The following is a 17,878-nucleotide window of genomic DNA, read 5'->3' on the forward strand; positions in this document are numbered from 1 at the left end:
ATCAATGCACGAAATGGAGTGCGCATGAAAGAGCGGGCACCCGCAACCGTTACCGACATGGCAACACCGATGGGCGCCGCGCTGGATGAAGCACGTGCTGCAGGCGCGCGCGGCGAAGTGCCGATTGGCGCTGTTGTTGTTCATGAAGGGCAGATCATCGCCCGCGCGGGAAACCGCACGCGGGAGCTGAACGACGTGACCGCCCATGCCGAAGTGCTGGTCATTCGTCAGGCCGGTAGGGCCCTGCAATCGGAGCGGCTTGTCGATTGCGACCTCTACGTGACGCTGGAACCCTGCGCCATGTGCGCGGCTGCGATTTCCTTTGCGCGCATCCGCCGCCTCTATTACGGCGCATCCGACCCCAAAGGCGGCGGCGTCGAACACGGCCCACGCTTCTACACCCAGCCCACCTGTCATCATGTACCGGAAATCTATGCAGGGTTTTCGGAAGGCGAAGCGCAGAAAATCCTCAAGGATTTTTTTCGCGAGAAACGCTGACCGGCATGTCCGACCCCACTATCAGCCGCCGACAGAATATTCTGGTATTTGCGCTTCTCATGCCGCTGATCGCTGTCCTGCTTCTCAGCTGGCTGGGCGCGGTCATTGTTATCAATCGATATTTTCCCGCACTGGCAATCTCGGCGGAAGATGTGCTGAATTATATTCTGGTCGGCGTCATTGCGATTTTTTACATGCCCTGGATTCAGGCGCGAAGCTTTCGCCGCCAGTTGGCAGAGTTTGAAAGCCAGCCACCAGCGCCCGTCAGCATTAGGTGCAAACGCTTTGGTCTCTATTGTATCGCCGCTTTCTCCCTGCTGCTGGCGTTCGGGCCATTATCTTTTCAGAGGCAAATATACAGCTGGGCCTATGGAACAGGGCTGGTGACCCGGTCCATATATCTTATTGAACTGCTATTTCTGGCGGGGGCTTTGCTGGTCATTGGCGTCGCAGCAGGTCTTGCAAAGATCATCACACGCATTCGCGCAAAAACGGCGGCGTCCGAACCGGACCATAAGGATCAAGCCGAAGTGGCCAGAATCTGGCGCGATTGCTTTGGCTATACCTATTGCCTCTGCGCCGCCTTATGTCTTCTTCCGGGGTTCTTTATCCTCAAATTCCCGTAAGGCACGGGGGCTTATCAGCCGCGAGCCTTATGCCCCGTCATATGGCGCAGTGTGTCGTCACGCAGCGCGAAATGGTGGAAAAGCGCCATGAAGACATGGCAGCCGATGACCGCCAGCAGAACCCAGCCGAGCAAGCCGTGCAAAGCATTGCCCGGAGATGTCAACGCGTCATTTTTCACGCCTGTCTCCGCGAAAATTTGCAGACCGAGAAACGAAAAGCCATGCCCATTGCCATAAGAACGCAACAAGCCGAGCGCCGGGACGGCAAACATCAGCCCATAAATCGCCAGATGCCCAAGCGATGCCATCTTGCCCACAAGACCGTCTGTCTGCGGACGGCGACCGAGATTCAAAATACCCCAGACGCCACGCAACAAAACCAGCACCAGCAATGCGAAACCAAGCTGGTGATGCATCGACCAGAAGAAACTATATATCGCGCTGTCCTTGGCGAAGACGCGCAGAATGGCCGACATGAACTGCCAGAGAAACAAGAGGGCCATCAACCAGTGAAAGCTTCGGGAGACAACGCCATAACCATTGCGGCTGTCCCAGATCGTGTTTGCGTTGGCCATTGAACTGTATCCTATAACTGAAAGTGGCACGGTGCCTTATGCCAGCGATGATGTCTTTGATTGAAATCAAATAGATGTCATCTCGAACAATATTAAAAAAATAAATTTATTACGAAACAATACCTTTATTCATCTTGAAAGAGTATGTCTCTATTATGTCCTAAACAAAACAGCCACGGCGGATATTCGCGCCATGGCTGCTCAAACTGTTACAGAATAATTCCGGAATTAGTTCCAGGGAAGATAATCGCGCCAGCCCTTGGATTTGCCAGCGGCCTTCTTGCGCTCGCGTTCCTTTTGCGCCTCATCCTGACCCAGTTCGCCGGTAGCGGCGGTGGACGCCGGTTGGCGATAGGCAAGCGGCGGCTCGCTCAGATATTTGCGGTTGGTAGCCGACCCCTGCGTCTGCGCCGCACGCTCTGCCTTCAGCGCGGCGATCTTCTTGGGATCGGCGTTCGGTAAACGGGAATCATATTCTTCGCGGCGGCTGTTGCCGCCCGGCAGCGCCGTCTGCAAATTGCTTGCAACCGGGCCGTCAGCTTCGATCGGAGAGACGAAGTTCGGATTGTCACGGTTGGCCGTGATTTCATCGCGCAGGCGCTTACGGCGCTGTTCCGGCGATTCTGGCCAGTTTGCACCACCCGCACTTGCAACATTGTCCTGCGGCGCAGGAAGCTGACCCTTGTCGCCCGGAGCCGGACGTACAAGATCGGGACGCGGCTTGTAGTCGATGCGTTCTTTCTTGTTCTTGCCCTGACCGAAGCTCGCCATATTGGAAACGTCGTCAAGGAGCTGTGCGCCCGACGTCTTGTCCGTTCCGTAGGTTGGCGATGACATGCAGCCTGACAGCGAAAGACCCGCTACAGCCGTCATAAGTATCAGAACTCGTCCGTCAATCTTCATTAGCGCCACTTCTTTTACGCCTGTCGATTCTTTGTTCGCGAGGCTTGCTCCAGCGTGCCTTGCCTCAAAAAACCGGCAACTCCAAGGCAGATCGTAAATTTTCCGAGGACTGCCTTGTACATGAGAGCAACCCATGCGGCAATCCGGCATTAACCGCTATTTCACCATGTTCACGCGCAAGGCTGCAACCCCTGTCACGCAAACAAACAATCCGCCCCGGATGAAACCGGAGCGGATTGCGATCTCTGCAATCAGGCGTCGAGCTTGCCGAGCGCCTTCAATTCGCGCAGTGCCTCGGCATCGCGCGCCGACACTTCCGGGAATTCCGGGTCGGAACCCACATCGGTGGTGTAGCGCCACGACCGCGCGCATTTTTCGCCTTCGGCACGCGCTGGCACAACGGCCACGCCCTTCACATCGCCAAGCATGAAAGCGCCTTCCGGTGCCGCTGCATCGCTGAACGAGATGCCGCTGGTGATGCAGATCTCCGCAAAATCGAGACCATCGAGCGAATCGCTCAGGCTCTTGTCGGAGATATGGACCACCGGCGAAGCTTCCAGCGACGAACCGATGCGCTTGTCGGCGCGTTCCAGTTCGAGAGCGCCGGTCACGACGCGGCGAACCGCGCGCACCTTGCGCCACTTTTCAGCCAGCACGTCGTCGCGCCATTCGGCCAGCGTCGGGCGGAACTGCTCGGCATGAACCGAAACCGACTGCGGATAACGGTCGAGCCATGCTTCTTCCATGGTGAAAGGCAGCATGGGCGCCAGCCAGGTCGTCAGGCGGTCGAAGATTTCGCGCACGGTCTGCAATGCGGCCTTGCGGCGCACGCTAGACGGCGCATCGCAGTAAAGCGCGTCCTTGCGGATATCGAAATAGAAGGCCGAAAGCTCGACATTCATGAAATCGATCAGCGAGCGCGCAATGCGTTTGAAATCGAACGCATCATAGCCGGAGCGGACGACTTCATCCAGTTCGGTCAGACGATGCAGCATCAGGCGTTCAAGTTCCGGCAGATCGGCATAAGCGACGTTTTCGCCTTTATCATGCGCCAGCGTGCCCAGCATCCACCGGATGGTGTTGCGCAGCTTGCGATAGGCGTCGATATTGGTCTGGATGATGCTCTTGCCGAGACGCTGATCTTCCCAATAATCGGTCGTCATGACCCAGAGACGCAGGATATCCGCACCGGATTCCTTGATGACGTCCTGCGGCGTAACCGTATTGCCGAGCGACTTCGACATCTTCTTGCCGTGCTCGTCCATGGTGAAGCCATGGGTCACGACGGCATTATATGGCGCGCGACCGCGCGTGCCGCAGCTTTCGAGAAGCGACGAATGGAACCAGCCGCGATGCTGGTCCGAGCCTTCGAGATAGACGTCTGCGGGCCACTTCATGTCCGGGCGGTCTTCCAGCGTGAAGGTGTGGGTCGAACCGGAATCGAACCAAACGTCCAGAATGTCGCGCACCTGCACCCAAGGCTCATCGGCGCGGTTGCCGAGGAAACGCTCGCGTGCGCCTTCGGCAAACCATGCATCGGCACCTTCCGCTTCAAATGCATCGAGAACACGCTTGTTGACCGCATCATCCTGAAGGATGTTGCCTTCCTCATCCACGAAAACGCAGATCGGCACGCCCCAAGCGCGCTGACGCGAAAGCACCCAGTCCGGGCGACCTTCGATCATCGAACGCAGGCGCGTCTGACCGGCAGCCGGGACGAAACGCGTATCGTCGATGGCCTTCAGCGCGCGCGAACGCAGTGTGGTGCCGTCGCCAAGGTTCTTGTCCATATAGACGAACCATTGCGGCGTGTTGCGGAAGATGACCTGCTTCTTAGAACGCCAGGAATGCGGATAGGAGTGCTTCAGGCGACCACGGGCGAAGAGCTTGTCACGAGCAATGAGCTGATCCATCACCGACTTGTTGGCGTCGCCCTTCTTGCCGTTGTCGTCGATGACGCGCGCGGGGCCGCCTTCACGGTCCGGGCCAAAGCCCGGTGCGTCCTTGGTATAGTAGCCGCCATCATCGACCGGGAACGGGATGCTCGGATCGATACCGCGCGCTTCCAGCTCGCGAACATTGTTCATCCAGGCTTCAAAGTCTTCGCGGCCATGGCTTGGCGCGGTGTGGACGAAGCCCGTGCCCGCATCGTCGGTCACATGGTCACCGTCGAGCATCGGAACTGCGAACTCATAGCCGCCGCCAAAGCCCTTCAGCGGATGATCGAGCACGACCTTGCCAAGCTCATCGGACGAAACACTGCGCAGGCGCTTGAACTGAAGCTTTGCCTTGGCGAAGCTTTCTTCGGCCAGCTTGTCGGCGAAGATGAGCTTTTCGCCAGGACGCGGGCCAAAATCATTCTCGGCTTCCGTGACTTCATAAAGCCCGTATGCGATACGCGACGAATAGGACACGGCGCGGTTGCCGGGGATGGTCCATGGGGTGGTCGTCCAGATCACCACATCGCTGCCAGAAAGTTCGTTCTGACCAGCGACCGGGAACTTGACCCAGATCATATCCGACTCGACATCATGATATTCGACTTCGGCCTCGGCGAGCGCGGTGCGTTCGACAACCGACCACATCACCGGCTTGGAACCGCGATAAAGCTGACCGGAAGCCGCGAACTTGAGAAGCTCGCCAGCGATACGCGATTCAGCATGGAAGTTCATCGTGGTATAGGGGTTTTCGAAATCTCCGAGGATAGCAAGGCGCTTGAACTCATCCGTCTGGACCTTGATCCAGTTGGCGGCGAATTCCCGGCATTCCCTGCGGAATTCGTTGATCGGTACTTCGTCCTTGTTCTTGCCTTCGGCGCGATATTTTTCCTCGATCTTCCACTCGATCGGCAAGCCGTGGCAATCCCAGCCCGGAACATAGTTCGAGTTGAAGCCGCGCATCTGGAACGAGCGGGTGATGACGTCCTTAAGGATCTTGTTCAGCGCATGGCCGATATGGATATTGCCGTTGGCATAGGGCGGGCCATCGTGCAGCACATAGAGCGGGCGGTCTTTCGCCTGCTCGCGCAGCTTCTTGTAAAGGTTCATCCCCTCCCAGCGCTCGACGAACAGCGGTTCGCGCTGCGGCAGGCCCGCGCGCATCGGAAATTCTGTCTGCGGCAGATTGAGGGTTTTTGAGTAATCGATCTTGGTCGTCTCGGTCATGATGGGTATTCGCCTGTGGAGCCTCGGCCAGAAATGGCGGGCATGTGGATCAACGATAACAGGGGGACTGTAAGAGCACAGCCGGTCGTTCCCGGACCTCCGCACCAGTTATTGCCTGGCAAAACAGCCATTCAGGCAAAGCGGGAGGCCGGGCCAATAATTCGTATGGCCGTCATGATAAGCCGAAAATCCGTCATCATGGGCACGCTTTTAGCAATGAGCTTTGCAGGAATAAAGAGGCCAGGGGAACAAAGACGCAATAAAACTGCATCTCTGCCCCTGAATATCTTCACAGTAGCATCGGCATTGGCTGCCGAATGGTCTTAGTCAAGCGAGAAGTCGAAGCGATAGGTCGCCGACACGCCAACCATGAACTGGTCGCGCGAGCCGCGCTCCTTGACGATGCTCGAATCCTTCGCCGGGCCCTGCAGGCGGGTATATTCACCGAACAGGCTGGTATCGATCTTGTCGGTCGCCTTCCAGTTGATGGCGCCGCCGAAACCGGCCGATTTGAAACCCCCGCCGGGATTATATTCCGACAGGCCGGAAGCAGCAGATTCCTCGGCATCGACGCCGTAATAGGTCTTGAAATAGTCCTTCGACGCGAAGGTCGCGCGCGGACCCGCAGAAACGCGGATGACTGGCGTGACATCATAAAAGGCGTCAGCGGAAATGTCGGCAACCACGCCCTTATGGGCGCGAATGCCCTGGCGCACCTCGCCGCGCACGCGCATCCAGTCGGTCGGATAGACTTCGGCAAAGCCGCCCACTTCACCGCCGAACTTGGTGTCTTTCAGTCCGTGAATGTCGTCGTCGCGTTCGAACAGCAGCTTGCCTGCCAGACCGGCGCGGATGCGGTTGTTGTCGATCAGTGCGAAAGAGACATTGTCGTTGCGCGAGGAAAACCGCGTCGACTCGCCCTGACGGCCGAGCGAAATCAGCGGCTGCGCGGAAAAGCGATATTTGTTCGAGCCTTCAAACTTGGGCGCAACCAGCCCGGCGGCGCCGACCTTGAGATACCAGTCACCAGACCAGAAATGCTTGCGGGTCGGCTGAACCGTCTCCGCGGCATAGATATCGGTCTGCTGCACATCGGCGGCATAAGCGATGGAACCGAAGGGAATGAGAGTGCCTGCAACGAGGGCCAGTGAGAGAATACGCAAAACAAATCTCCGACAAACAGCACCTCGAAAGTGCGCAAGGTGTTTAACACTCTCTGACCGAAATACGTAAAATTTAACTTAAATCTTAGGTGGAAAAATAGCTCTTTACAATTCACCTGAAAGAAAGAGCGCGATCCAGCTCTGAAAGCGGGCGCGCGCCGGCCAGCAAGGCGCGGGCCTCTTCTTCATCGCGCTTCATCTGCACGATCAGCGCGTCCAGCCCGTCGAACTTCACTTCACCCCGCAAAAAGCCGAAGAACGAAACGCAGGCGTCTTCGCCGTAGAGATCGCCGGAGAAGTCGAACAGGAATGTTTCAAGAAGCGGTTTACCGTCGCTATCCACCGTCGGGCGGCGACCAAAACTGGCGACGCCGTCATGCAGACTGCCATCCTGCCTGCGGAAGCGGACGGCATAGATGCCATGTTTCAAGCTGGTCTGGGCGCTGACCTGCATATTGGCCGTGGGGAAGCCCAGCGTGCGTCCAAGCTTCTTGCCGTGGATGACTTCGCCACAAACGGCATAGCGATAGCCGAGCAAACCTGCCGCTCCGGCAACATCGCCGTCGCAAAGCAGATTGCGAACCCGCGTGGACGAAACGAGATTGTCGCCCTCATCGGTAAATGCATCGACCAGCGTGACGTGGAAACCAGCGCCCTCGCCTGCCTGCAGGAGAAATTCCGGCGTGCCGCGCCGACCTTTTCCGAAATGGAAATCATAGCCAGTCACGACACGGCTGGCATGAAGCTTTTCGACCAGTATATGCTGCACGAAATCCTCCGCCGACTGGCTGGAGAATTCAGCGGTAAAAGGCTGTTCCACCACCGCATGGAAGCCCATATGCCGCAGGATTGATGCCTTTTCACGCGCATCGGTGAGGCGGTCGATCGGCTCGTCCGGTTTGAAGAAGCTGCGCGGATGCGGCTCGAATGTCAGCACGACCGCAGGCAGATTTTCCTTGGCCGCGATTTCCAGCGCCCGCTCGAGCACGGCCTGATGTCCGCGATGAACGCCATCGAAATTGCCGATGGCCACCACGCAATTGCGCAGGCGCTCCGGCAGGGTGTCGGTTCCCGAAAGGCGTTGGAAATCAGAGTTCGTCATGGTGTGCCTGAGTCTTGACTGGCTTATATCGGGGCTTGCTGATCAGACGAGTGCATAAAGCGAGGCGACCGGGCGATGGCCGTGTTTCTCCAGAAACGCTTCCATCTTCTCAAGATCGACAGCCCCGTTATCCGCATAATCGGCGGCGTGTACGCCGCCCGAAATATAGAGCACATCGAGACCGAAACCGGCAGCGCCCTTCACATCGGTCAGCACACCGTCGCCAATGCCGAGAATACGGCTTTTGTCGACGACGCCGCCGCGAATTTCTTCCGCCGCATGGAGCGCCGCCTCGTAGATCGGGCGATGCGGCTTGCCGGCGATCAACGTGCGCCCGCCCAGCTGGCCGTAATCGCGCGCAAGAGCGCCCGCACACCAGACAAGACGCGGACCGCGCTCAACCATGATGTCGGGATTGGCGCAGATGAAAGGCAGATTGCGCGAACGCAGACGCTGCAGCAGATCGGCGTAATCGGCAGGCGTTTCCACATCGTCATCGGCAAGACCGGTGCAAACGACACCATCGGCCTCGAATTCTTCCACCAGCTCCACATCCAGCCCGTCATAGATCGACAATTCGTTCTCACGACCGATATGCAGAACTTTGCGCGGACCTTCGGCGATCAGATCGCGGGTCACGTCGCCGGAGGTGACGACACGGTCATAGGTATCCGCAGGCACGCCCAGCATTTCCAGCTGCGCTTCGACACCCGGATGCGGGCGCGGAGAATTGGTGACGAGAATGACCGTGACGCCTCTGGCGCGGGCGCGCTTCAGCGCATCGACAGCAGCCGGATGTGCAGCAACGCCATTATGCACCACGCCCCAGACGTCGCAGAAGAACACGTCATACTGGCCGGCCAGGTCATCGAGGCTTTCAAGCTGCTTCATAGTCTTCCTCTTGATATTCCATTTCTGAGGCGAGCATTGCCCGCTTATCTGCGCTGCATGGGCTCCATCTAACGCAGCCGATCAAAACTGTCACGAGCTTTACCGCCAATAAGCCGAGAAAGCGCCGCGTCTAAACACCCCATCAGGAAAGACTTAATAAGCTTACTGGCAGATTCACCGATCATTTACCGCGCTTCGTGACCGACTGTTAGAGAGATGCTGCTAGGAACAGCGCACAACCTTTCGGTTCAACCAAAAGCAACACAACCTTTCGGGCGGGCGTGGATTTGAATAACTGGAGCGGACCAGCAAGGCGGCTATGCGCTGCCTGTGTGACCGGCTTTGCGCGCAAGGCCAATTTCGGACGCCTTGCCGAAAGAGCAAACCGGTTTCGCGGGGATGAGCGTGGCAATTTCGCGATGATCACCGCCATATTGCTGGTGCCGCTGCTCCTTGTCGGTATGGTCGCGATCGATGCGACCAATCTCATGCGCACCCGCAACAACGTGCAGGCCGCGCTTGACGCTGCGGCGCTGGCGGTCGGCAAGCGCTTTTCGACCGGCGCGAGCGAGGCCGACATGCAGGCCTATGGCGGCAAGGTCTTCAATGTGAACCTGACCGCCCTTGCCGCAGACCGCGTCGCCTTTGCCATCAACTTTCCTCGAACATCGAACGATGACCAGCAGATCGAGGCCACCGCAAGCTTCCGATATCCATCGCTGTTTGGTTCCATCGCAGCCCAGCTGACCAATTCGGCTGACGATTGGGACAACAAGCAATATGCGATGAGTTCCTTCGTGCGGTTGAAGAACACCGTCGAAGTGGCGCTTGTGCTCGATAATTCAGGCTCGATGAATGACACCGGCGCAGGTTCGAACAAGCAACGTCTGCAGTTGCTTAAAGATGCCGCAACGCAGCTTGTCGACACCATGGCTGCACAATCGGCGCTGATTACGCGTGTTGAAAAGCCGATACAGTTTTCGCTCGTACCTTTTGCCGGATCGGTCAATGTCGGGCCGAACTATCTTAAAGAAACATGGATGGACCCAAGCGGGACCTCCCCGGTCAACCTCGAAAACTTCACCCTGCCTGTTGAGATCGATAATACGCGCAGCATCATCGAAAACCCGAAAGGCAGCGGCCTTTACTTCAAATCGGGCAGCGGCTGGGGCACGGACAACAACAAGGCATTTTCCCGCGCCACGCTCTATGCCGATCTTGCAAAGCGTTCGTCCGCCTCCTGGATTCCATGGGCGGGATGTGTCGAGGCGCGTCCCGGAGCATTGGCGCTGGACGTGACACCCCCAACCGAGAGCAAACCGGAAACCCTGTTTGTGCCGATGTTTGGTCCGGCGGAGTATTACGATGTCGATTCGAAAAACAACCCGACGAATCTTACGCTGAACAGCTGGTGGACGGACGATTTGAAATTGAGCGGCGCGGCCCGCCAGAAGGACCTCAAGAAATATTATCTGAACAACGTGCTGTCGAAGCGTTCTGATGGCGGTGGCCCGAATTACAGCTGTACTACCACAGCCATCACGCGCCTGACTGATATCACCAACGATGCGGGTAAGGCCACGATCAAGACGGCCATCAAGGCCATGCAACCGAATGGCGGTACGAATGTGCCCGAAGGCATGGCTTGGGGCTGGCGCACGCTCGTCCAGGGTGCACCCTTTACGGAGGGTCGCCCGTCGACCGACCGCGGCAACGACAAGGTCGTCATCGTGCTCACCGACGGCGCTAATACCTACTACACCTATAATTCGCTAGCAGGATCGAACAGGGATAAGGCCAGCAATCTGTCCTACTATTCGGCGCATGGCTATACGAGCCGCACCACGAAGGGCTACAGCCAGACCCGTCTGTTTCAGGAAAGCGGCGTGTCTGTTTCACAAGATAACGGCGTCTACACCAAAGCGATGAATGCCCGCTTTGCCACGCTTTGCAACAACGCGAAAAATGCCGACATCATCATTATGACCGTCGCGGTGGACCTGAACAGCAGCAAAACGGACGAAAAAGCCCAGATGGAGCTTCTAAAAACCTGCTCGTCCGATTCCCGTGTTCGCCTCGACGGCGGCAAGCCAGCGAAACTGTTCTGGAACACCACGGGCGGCGAACTGGCCGAAACCTTCCGTCAGATCGGCGATGAGCTGTCAAACCTGCGCATCGCGGGTTGATCCTGCAAACCGAACCACCATATGCGGAGCGGGCCACCCGGCCCTCCGCATGTTGGGCCGCCCGATCCCTTCGCGAACGGTGCAAATTAACCATCATTCGCCTGTCAAATTTTTCAGGCAATCTTGACAAGAAAAGATACGGCCTCTATCTCAAAGGCACGTTAGCACTCTGGAAGAGAGAGTGCTAACAGCGCGGATCGGCTTGATCCGCATAACAGGGTTCAACGTCTATAACACCAAGGGTTATACCATGGCTGATATCAAGTTCCGCCCGCTTCATGACCGCGTCGTCGTTCGTCGCGTTGAATCGGAAGCAAAGACCGCTGGCGGGATCATTATCCCTGATTCCGCTAAGGAAAAGCCGCAGGAAGGCGAAGTCGTCGCTGCTGGCGCCGGCGCTCGTGACGAAGCTGGCAAGCTCGTTCCGCTGGACGTCAAGGCTGGCGACCGCGTTCTGTTCGGCAAGTGGTCGGGCACGGAAGTCAAGATTGGCGGCGAAGACCTGCTGATCATGAAGGAATCCGACATTTTGGGTATCGTCGGCTAATTCATTTAGCCCGGAGCATTTCCAGCAAAAGTGCGAAGCGGTTTTGCGTAGGATAATGCTTAAAAACAAAGAGACAGAGCGGTTTCGCTCCTGCCTCAAAACCAATTCACCATACCTGACCGGGATATTCCCAGGAGAGTAAAATGGCTGCAAAAGACGTAAAATTCGGTCGCACTGCGCGCGAAAAGATGCTGCGCGGCGTCGATATCCTCGCTGACGCTGTTAAGGTCACGCTCGGCCCGAAAGGCCGCAACGTCGTGATCGACAAGTCCTTCGGCGCTCCGCGCATCACCAAGGACGGCGTTTCGGTCGCCAAGGAAGTCGAACTGGAAGACAAGTTCGAAAACATGGGCGCACAGATGCTGCGCGAAGTGGCTTCCAAGACCAACGACACTGCCGGTGACGGCACCACCACCGCGACCGTTCTCGGTCAGGCTATCGTTCAGGAAGGCGCCAAGGCTGTTGCCGCTGGCATGAACCCGATGGACCTGAAGCGCGGTATCGACCTCGCAGTTTCGGAAGTTGTTGCAAACCTTCTCGGCAAGGCCAAGAAGATCAACACCTCGGAAGAAGTTGCACAGGTTGGCACGATCTCCGCTAACGGCGAAGCCGAAATCGGCAAGATGATCGCTGAAGCGATGCAGAAAGTCGGCAACGAAGGCGTCATCACGGTTGAAGAAGCCAAGACCGCTGAAACCGAACTCGAAGTCGTTGAAGGCATGCAGTTCGACCGCGGCTACCTGTCGCCGTACTTCGTCACCAACCCTGAAAAGATGGTTGCTGACCTCGAAGACGCCTACATCCTTCTGCACGAAAAGAAGCTCTCGAACCTCCAGGCTCTTCTGCCGGTTCTCGAAGCTGTCGTTCAGACCTCCAAGCCGCTCCTCATCATCGCCGAAGACGTTGAAGGCGAAGCTCTTGCTACCCTCGTCGTCAACAAGCTGCGTGGCGGCCTGAAGATTGCTGCTGTCAAGGCTCCTGGCTTCGGCGACCGCCGCAAGGCCATGCTCGAAGACATCGCGATCCTCACCGGTGGTCAGGTTATCTCCGAAGATCTCGGCATCAAGCTCGAAAGCGTTACGCTCGACATGCTCGGCCGCGCCAAGAAGGTGTCGATCTCCAAGGAAAACACCACGATCGTTGACGGTGCAGGCCAGAAGGCCGAAATCGATGCGCGCGTTGGCCAGATCAAGCAGCAGATCGACGAAACCTCTTCGGACTACGACCGTGAAAAGCTTCAGGAACGCCTTGCCAAGCTCGCTGGCGGCGTTGCCGTCATCCGCGTCGGCGGTGCAACGGAAGTTGAAGTGAAGGAAAAGAAGGACCGCGTTGACGACGCCCTGAACGCAACCCGCGCTGCGGTTGAAGAAGGTATCGTTGCTGGCGGCGGCACCGCTCTGCTCCGCGCTTCGGTTCAGATCAAGGCCAAGGGCATCAATGCTGACCAGGAAGCTGGCATCAACATCGTTCGTCGTGCGATCCAGGCTCCGGCCCGTCAGATCACGACCAACGCTGGTGAAGAAGCTTCGGTCATCGTCGGCAAGATCCTCGAAAACGGCTCCGACACCTTTGGCTACAACACTGCCAACGGCGAATATGGCGATCTGATCGCTCTCGGCATCGTTGACCCGGTCAAGGTTGTCCGTACGGCTCTGCAGAATGCAGCTTCGGTTGCTGGCCTGCTGATCACCACGGAAGCCATGATCGCTGAACTGCCGAAGAAGGATGCAGCTCCGGCTGGCATGCCTGGCGGCATGGGCGGCATGGGTGGTATGGATTTCTAAGAAATCCATAAAGCACTACTTTAAAGAGAACCTCCGGTTTCGACCGGAGGTTTTTTTATGCCTAAAGGACTGATGCAACGCCCAATTATGCACCCGCTCCGATGCGGGATCGCGACCACTGAGCGCCTTTCTGTTACGCAGCGTAACCATCTGTGATTTATAAAAAATTTACCCTTCGCCCCCTTTGCCCAAGATAAAATTCTATTTTAGAAAGTTCTCATTGACTTGAGGCAACCATTCGTGGTCAATCCGGTTGAAATGAGATGGACTTCCAGTTTGCCCCCGCACCCCGGAAGTCCTGTCTCAGGCGACAGGAAAGGCAGGCTTCGGCCTGCCTTTCCACTTTCATACGCTTCTTTCAAAAATTTCCGGCGACCACATTATTGTGCGTATTTGCGAATGCAGGCCCGTCCGTGCTCTTGCCCGACGCGCTTCAACTTGCCTCCCGCCGATTTTGCCCTATCGTTATCGCAACGGAAAGAGGACGGAAAATCTCATGCGCAAAGAATTGCCTATCGACACTGCACCCAAGGATGGTCGCAAGATTACGGTCGTCTGGACCGACGAAGACGACCAGCGCAATGAATCCATCGCGCAATATCGTTCGCTGGCGCAATTGAACGCTGGCGGGGGGCAGTGGGACGAGACCGACACCGGCTGGTGGACCTTCACGGACAGCAAGACCCAGCGCAAGATCGAACCGACCGCGTGGATCTCCGAAACCGAGGGCGGCGACGACGATAATGAAGACAACTGAAGAACGCGGAAATTTTCCGCTCAAATAAAGTTGAATTTCATAATCATATTTTGTCAAATAGCGACGTAAGGGAAATACGGAGCTACCAATCCCTCGGTAGTGCTATATTCATTGCCATGACGCCCGGTTGCGGGCTGAAAGCTAGCCGGAGACATGAAATGACCGCCACGCGTACCGAAACAGATACTTTCGGACCGATCGATGTTCCCGCCGACCGCTATTGGGGCGCGCAGACGCAGCGCTCCTTGCAGAATTTCAAGATCGGCGGCGAGCGCATGCCCCTGCCGCTCGTCCATGCTCTGGGCGTTGTGAAACGCGCCGCAGCGGAAACCAATATTGCGCTCGGCAAGCTTGATCCGGTTCTCGGTCAGGTCATCGCGGTTGCAGCTTCCGAAGTGATTGAAGGCAAGCTTGACGATCATTTTCCGCTCGTCGTCTGGCAGACCGGTTCCGGCACGCAGTCGAACATGAACGCCAATGAAGTGATCTCCAATCGCGCCATCGAACTGCTTGGCGGCGAAAAAGGTTCCAAGAAGCCGGTTCATCCGAACGACCACGTCAATATGAGCCAGTCGTCCAATGACAGCTTCCCGACAGCGATCCACATCGCCACGGCGGTTGAAGCCGTCAATCGCCTTTACCCGGCGCTGGAGCATCTGACCAAGGCGCTCAAGGTCAAGGAAGACGCCTTCCGGGACATCATCAAAATCGGACGCACCCATACGCAGGATGCAACGCCCGTCACGCTTGGGCAGGAATTTTCCGGCTATCGCGCAGCGCTTGAATATGCGCGTCATCGTATCGAGCAATCGCTGGCCGATGTTTTCCTGCTTGCGCAGGGCGGTACGGCGGTGGGCACCGGTCTCAATGCGCCGATTGGCTTCGACACCGGTTTTGCCGATGCGGTCAGCGAAATCACCGGCCTCTCCTTCAAGACCGCGCCGAACAAGTTTGAAGCGCTGGCGAGCCATGGCGCGGTTCTCAACTTCCATGGCAGCCTGAACGCGCTGGCGGCTGATCTGTTCAAGATCGCCAATGATATCCGCTTCCTGGGTTCCGGCCCGCGCTCCGGCCTTGGCGAATTGTCCTTGCCGGAAAACGAGCCGGGCTCGTCCATCATGCCCGGCAAGGTGAACCCGACACAGGCGGAGGCCATGACCATGGTGGCAACGCAGGTCTTTGGCAACCAGACCGCCGTGACTGTCGCCGCGAGCCAGGGCCATTTCGAACTGAACGTCTTCAAGCCGGTCATCGCCTATAACGTCCTGCAATCGATCCGCCTGCTCAGCGATGCGATGGTCTCTTTCGCCGATCATTGCGTGGACGGCATCGAAGCCAATGAAACCCGCATCAAGGAATTGCTGGACCGGTCGCTGATGCTGGTGACCGCGCTGGCGCCCGCCATCGGCTATGACGGTGCAGCGAAGATCGCCAAAACCGCACACAAGAACGGCACGACCCTGCGCGAGGAAGCGCTGGCGAGTGGGCTTGTGAGCGCCGAAGACTACGACCGGCTCGTCCGGGCGGAGCGCATGATTGCGCCTGAATAATCAGGGGCAAATGATCGTCTACATGCAGTGAACGAACTGTCGAGAATTATACGTCTTTTCTTGACAGTAGTTAGTCGATAATTGGTGGCTTAGTTCAACAGGAGATAGCTCCCCCATGTCCTCGATTACCCCACAGTCCAACGGCGCTGTAACACTCATCGCCCGCGTGTTTCTTTCGATCCTCTTCATCATTGCCGGTTTCGGCAAGCTGACGGCTATTTCCGGCACGGCTGGTTATTTCTCCAGCATCGGCCTCCCGCTTCCAACGGTTACGGCTGTGGTCGTCGGCCTCGTTGAGTTCGTGGGCGGCATCGCCATTCTCGTTGGCTTCCAGACCCGTATCGCAGCCGCCATCGTCGGCCTGTTCACCATTGGTGCAACGCTCGTTGCGCACATGGACTTTTCTCAAGGCATGAACGCCCTGATGGCGCAGAAGAACCTTGCCATCGCTGGCGGTCTCTTCCTGCTCGCTCTGCATGGCGCAGGCTCGCTGTCGATCGACGCCAAGCGCGGCTGATCAAAGCCTGAATCACAACGCACCGCCTTCGATACTATTGGGCGGTGCGCATGAAATGAATAAAGCCGCGTCCGCATGAAACATCGGGCGCGGCTTTTTTGTTCTGCTCTCGACCGCTTTCGCACCGCCAGCGCGAACACGCAATTTTTATCGAAACAACCTTTTCAGAATCTTCTTCCGATATAGTTTGTGCGGGCAGAGCACCCCGATAATTAAGCCTCCCATTTCAGCATTTAATGACCACCGCTCCGCAAACGATCCATTGCATGCCCAAATTCCTCCCCAAGCATAGATTGTAGAGAAAAATGTCTGTTTCCACCGCAACCCGCAGTCAGTCTCCCACTGGCTCAACCCCTGTTGGAAATTTCGGTTTCGCGCTGACCAGCCTGACCGTTCTGTTCTTCATGTGGGGCTTCATCACCAGCCTCAACGACATTCTGATCCCGCATCTGAAGAACGTCTTCCAGCTCAACTATACCCAGTCGATGCTGATCCAGTTCTGCTTCTTCGGCGCATACTTCATCGTATCCCTGCCCGCCGGAGCATTGGTCAAACGCATCTCCTATAAACGCGCCATCGTCGTCGGCCTTGTGGTCGCTGCGATTGGCTGCGCGCTGTTCATCCCGGCGGCGTCATACCGGGTCTATGGGCTGTTTCTCGGTGCGCTTTTCGTGCTGGCTTCCGGCGTGACGATCCTGCAAGTATCGGCAAACCCCTATGTGACGATCCTCGGCAAGCCGGAAACAGCCGCCAGCCGCCTGACGCTGACACAGGCGTTCAACTCGCTCGGCACTACGATTGCACCGCTTTTCGGCGCATTGCTGATCCTGTCTGCTGCAACCACCGACGCTACCGTCGCGTCCGAAGCGGATGCAGTCAAATTTCCCTATCTCCTGCTGGCACTGGCCTTCGTCGTCCTCGCCATCGTCTTCGCCATCCTGAAACTGCCGGATGTGGAAGCGGAAGAAAGCGCGGTCGCGGACGAAGGTTCTGCCTGGCAGTACCGGCATCTGGTGCTGGGCGCCATCGGCATTTTCGTCTATGTGGGCGCGGAAGTCAGCGTCGGCAGCTTCCTCGTCAATTTCCTGAGTGACCCGAGCGTGGTCGGACTGTCCGAAACCGAAGCTGCGCATCACGTCGCCTATTTCTGGGGTGGCGCCATGGTTGGCCGCTTCATCGGTTCGGCAGCCATGCGCTATATCGATGACGGCAAGGCGCTGGCCTTTAATGCCGTCGTGGCCATTCTGTTGCTGCTCCTCACGGTCGCGACAATCGGCAATGTCTCCATGTGGGCGGTTCTGGCCATTGGCCTGTTCAACTCGATCATGTTCCCGACCATCTTCAGCCTGGCGCTGCATGGACTTGGCAAACATACCAGCCAGGGTTCAGCAATTCTCAATCTCGCCATTGTCGGCGGCGCGATCATTCCGCTGATCCAGGGCGCGCTGGCGGATACGGTCGGCCTTCATTACGCCTTCCTGATGCCTATCATCTGCTATGTCTATATCGCCTTTTATGGCCTCGTTGGCAGCAGACCGAAACGCTAATCCAAAACACAAAAGCCGGTCTGAACTCAGACCGGCTTTTCATTGAACGTCATAGCATAACGAAAGCG

General features: G+C 57.2%; 15 protein-coding genes. 9 read left to right on the top strand and 6 right to left on the bottom strand.

Annotation, left to right across the window (positions count from 1 at the left end; genetic code table 11):
- Positions 1 to 24: 24 nt before the first annotated feature.
- Both HWD97_RS08565 and HWD97_RS08570 read left to right on the top strand, forming a co-directional pair.
- Positions 25 to 498: a nucleoside deaminase gene (locus HWD97_RS08565; RefSeq protein ID WP_109367793.1), complete on the top strand. Its 474-nt coding sequence runs from the start codon at positions 25 to 27 to the stop codon at positions 496 to 498.
- 59 nt (positions 499 to 557) lie between these two features.
- Positions 558 to 1,124, top strand: coding sequence for a hypothetical protein (locus tag HWD97_RS08570; RefSeq protein ID WP_124915960.1), 567 nt, complete (start codon positions 558 to 560; stop codon positions 1,122 to 1,124).
- A gap of 14 nt (positions 1,125 to 1,138) precedes the next feature.
- Here the strand turns inward: HWD97_RS08570 and HWD97_RS08575 are convergent, their stop codons facing one another.
- The 6 genes from HWD97_RS08575 to HWD97_RS08600 form a co-directional block, all read right to left on the bottom strand.
- Positions 1,139 to 1,699, bottom strand: coding sequence for a cytochrome b (locus HWD97_RS08575; protein WP_109367795.1), 561 nt, complete (start codon positions 1,697 to 1,699; stop codon positions 1,139 to 1,141).
- 228 nt (positions 1,700 to 1,927) lie between these two features.
- Positions 1,928 to 2,602 (bottom strand): hypothetical protein, encoded by a 675-nt coding sequence (locus HWD97_RS08580; RefSeq protein WP_109367796.1) that lies wholly within the window; start codon positions 2,600 to 2,602, stop codon positions 1,928 to 1,930.
- Between the two features lie 251 nt (positions 2,603 to 2,853).
- A complete protein-coding gene (gene ileS / locus HWD97_RS08585; RefSeq protein WP_109367797.1) occupies positions 2,854 to 5,766 on the bottom strand; it encodes an isoleucine--tRNA ligase in 2,913 nt (970 codons plus the stop codon).
- 323 nt (positions 5,767 to 6,089) lie between these two features.
- The gene (locus tag HWD97_RS08590; RefSeq protein ID WP_109367799.1) at positions 6,090 to 6,929 is read right to left on the bottom strand and encodes a MipA/OmpV family protein; all 840 of its coding nucleotides are present in this window, start codon (positions 6,927 to 6,929) and stop codon (positions 6,090 to 6,092) included.
- A 112-nt stretch (positions 6,930 to 7,041) separates the two neighbouring features.
- Entirely contained in the window at positions 7,042 to 8,031 is a 990-nt protein-coding gene (locus tag HWD97_RS08595) for a bifunctional riboflavin kinase/FAD synthetase (RefSeq protein ID WP_109367800.1), read from the bottom strand.
- Between the two features lie 42 nt (positions 8,032 to 8,073).
- Positions 8,074 to 8,922, bottom strand: coding sequence for a TIGR01459 family HAD-type hydrolase (locus HWD97_RS08600; protein ID WP_109367801.1), 849 nt, complete (start codon positions 8,920 to 8,922; stop codon positions 8,074 to 8,076).
- A gap of 281 nt (positions 8,923 to 9,203) precedes the next feature.
- On the opposite strand from HWD97_RS08600, the gene HWD97_RS08605 reads away from it, so the two are divergent.
- The 7 genes from HWD97_RS08605 (at position 9,204) to HWD97_RS08635 (ending at position 17,810) form a co-directional block, all read left to right on the top strand.
- Positions 9,204 to 11,108 carry a pilus assembly protein TadG-related protein gene (locus HWD97_RS08605; protein WP_371834942.1) on the top strand — a complete coding sequence of 635 codons (1,905 nt, stop codon included), beginning with the start codon at positions 9,204 to 9,206 and terminating at the stop codon, positions 11,106 to 11,108.
- Between the two features lie 250 nt (positions 11,109 to 11,358).
- Positions 11,359 to 11,655 carry a co-chaperone GroES gene (gene groES, locus HWD97_RS08610; protein ID WP_109368036.1) on the top strand — a complete coding sequence of 99 codons (297 nt, stop codon included), beginning with the start codon at positions 11,359 to 11,361 and terminating at the stop codon, positions 11,653 to 11,655.
- A 143-nt stretch (positions 11,656 to 11,798) separates the two neighbouring features.
- Positions 11,799 to 13,439, top strand: a complete 1,641-nt coding sequence (groL, locus tag HWD97_RS08615; RefSeq protein ID WP_109367802.1) for a chaperonin GroEL — start codon at positions 11,799 to 11,801, stop codon at positions 13,437 to 13,439.
- 496 nt (positions 13,440 to 13,935) lie between these two features.
- Positions 13,936 to 14,196: a hypothetical protein gene (locus HWD97_RS08620; protein ID WP_109367803.1), complete on the top strand. Its 261-nt coding sequence runs from the start codon at positions 13,936 to 13,938 to the stop codon at positions 14,194 to 14,196.
- Positions 14,197 to 14,354: 158 nt separating this feature from the next.
- A complete protein-coding gene (gene fumC / locus HWD97_RS08625; RefSeq protein ID WP_109367804.1) occupies positions 14,355 to 15,746 on the top strand; it encodes a class II fumarate hydratase in 1,392 nt (463 codons plus the stop codon).
- Between the two features lie 115 nt (positions 15,747 to 15,861).
- Complete coding sequence (locus HWD97_RS08630) at positions 15,862 to 16,263, top strand: DoxX family protein (protein WP_109367805.1); 402 nt, start codon at positions 15,862 to 15,864, stop codon at positions 16,261 to 16,263.
- Between the two features lie 305 nt (positions 16,264 to 16,568).
- Positions 16,569 to 17,810: a sugar MFS transporter gene (locus HWD97_RS08635; RefSeq protein WP_109367806.1), complete on the top strand. Its 1,242-nt coding sequence runs from the start codon at positions 16,569 to 16,571 to the stop codon at positions 17,808 to 17,810.
- The last annotated feature ends 68 nt before the right edge of the window (positions 17,811 to 17,878 follow it).

Origin of the sequence: Ochrobactrum sp. C6C9 (genome assembly GCF_022627935.1) — a bacterium.
GTDB lineage: Bacteria > Pseudomonadota > Alphaproteobacteria > Rhizobiales > Rhizobiaceae > Brucella > Brucella teleogrylli.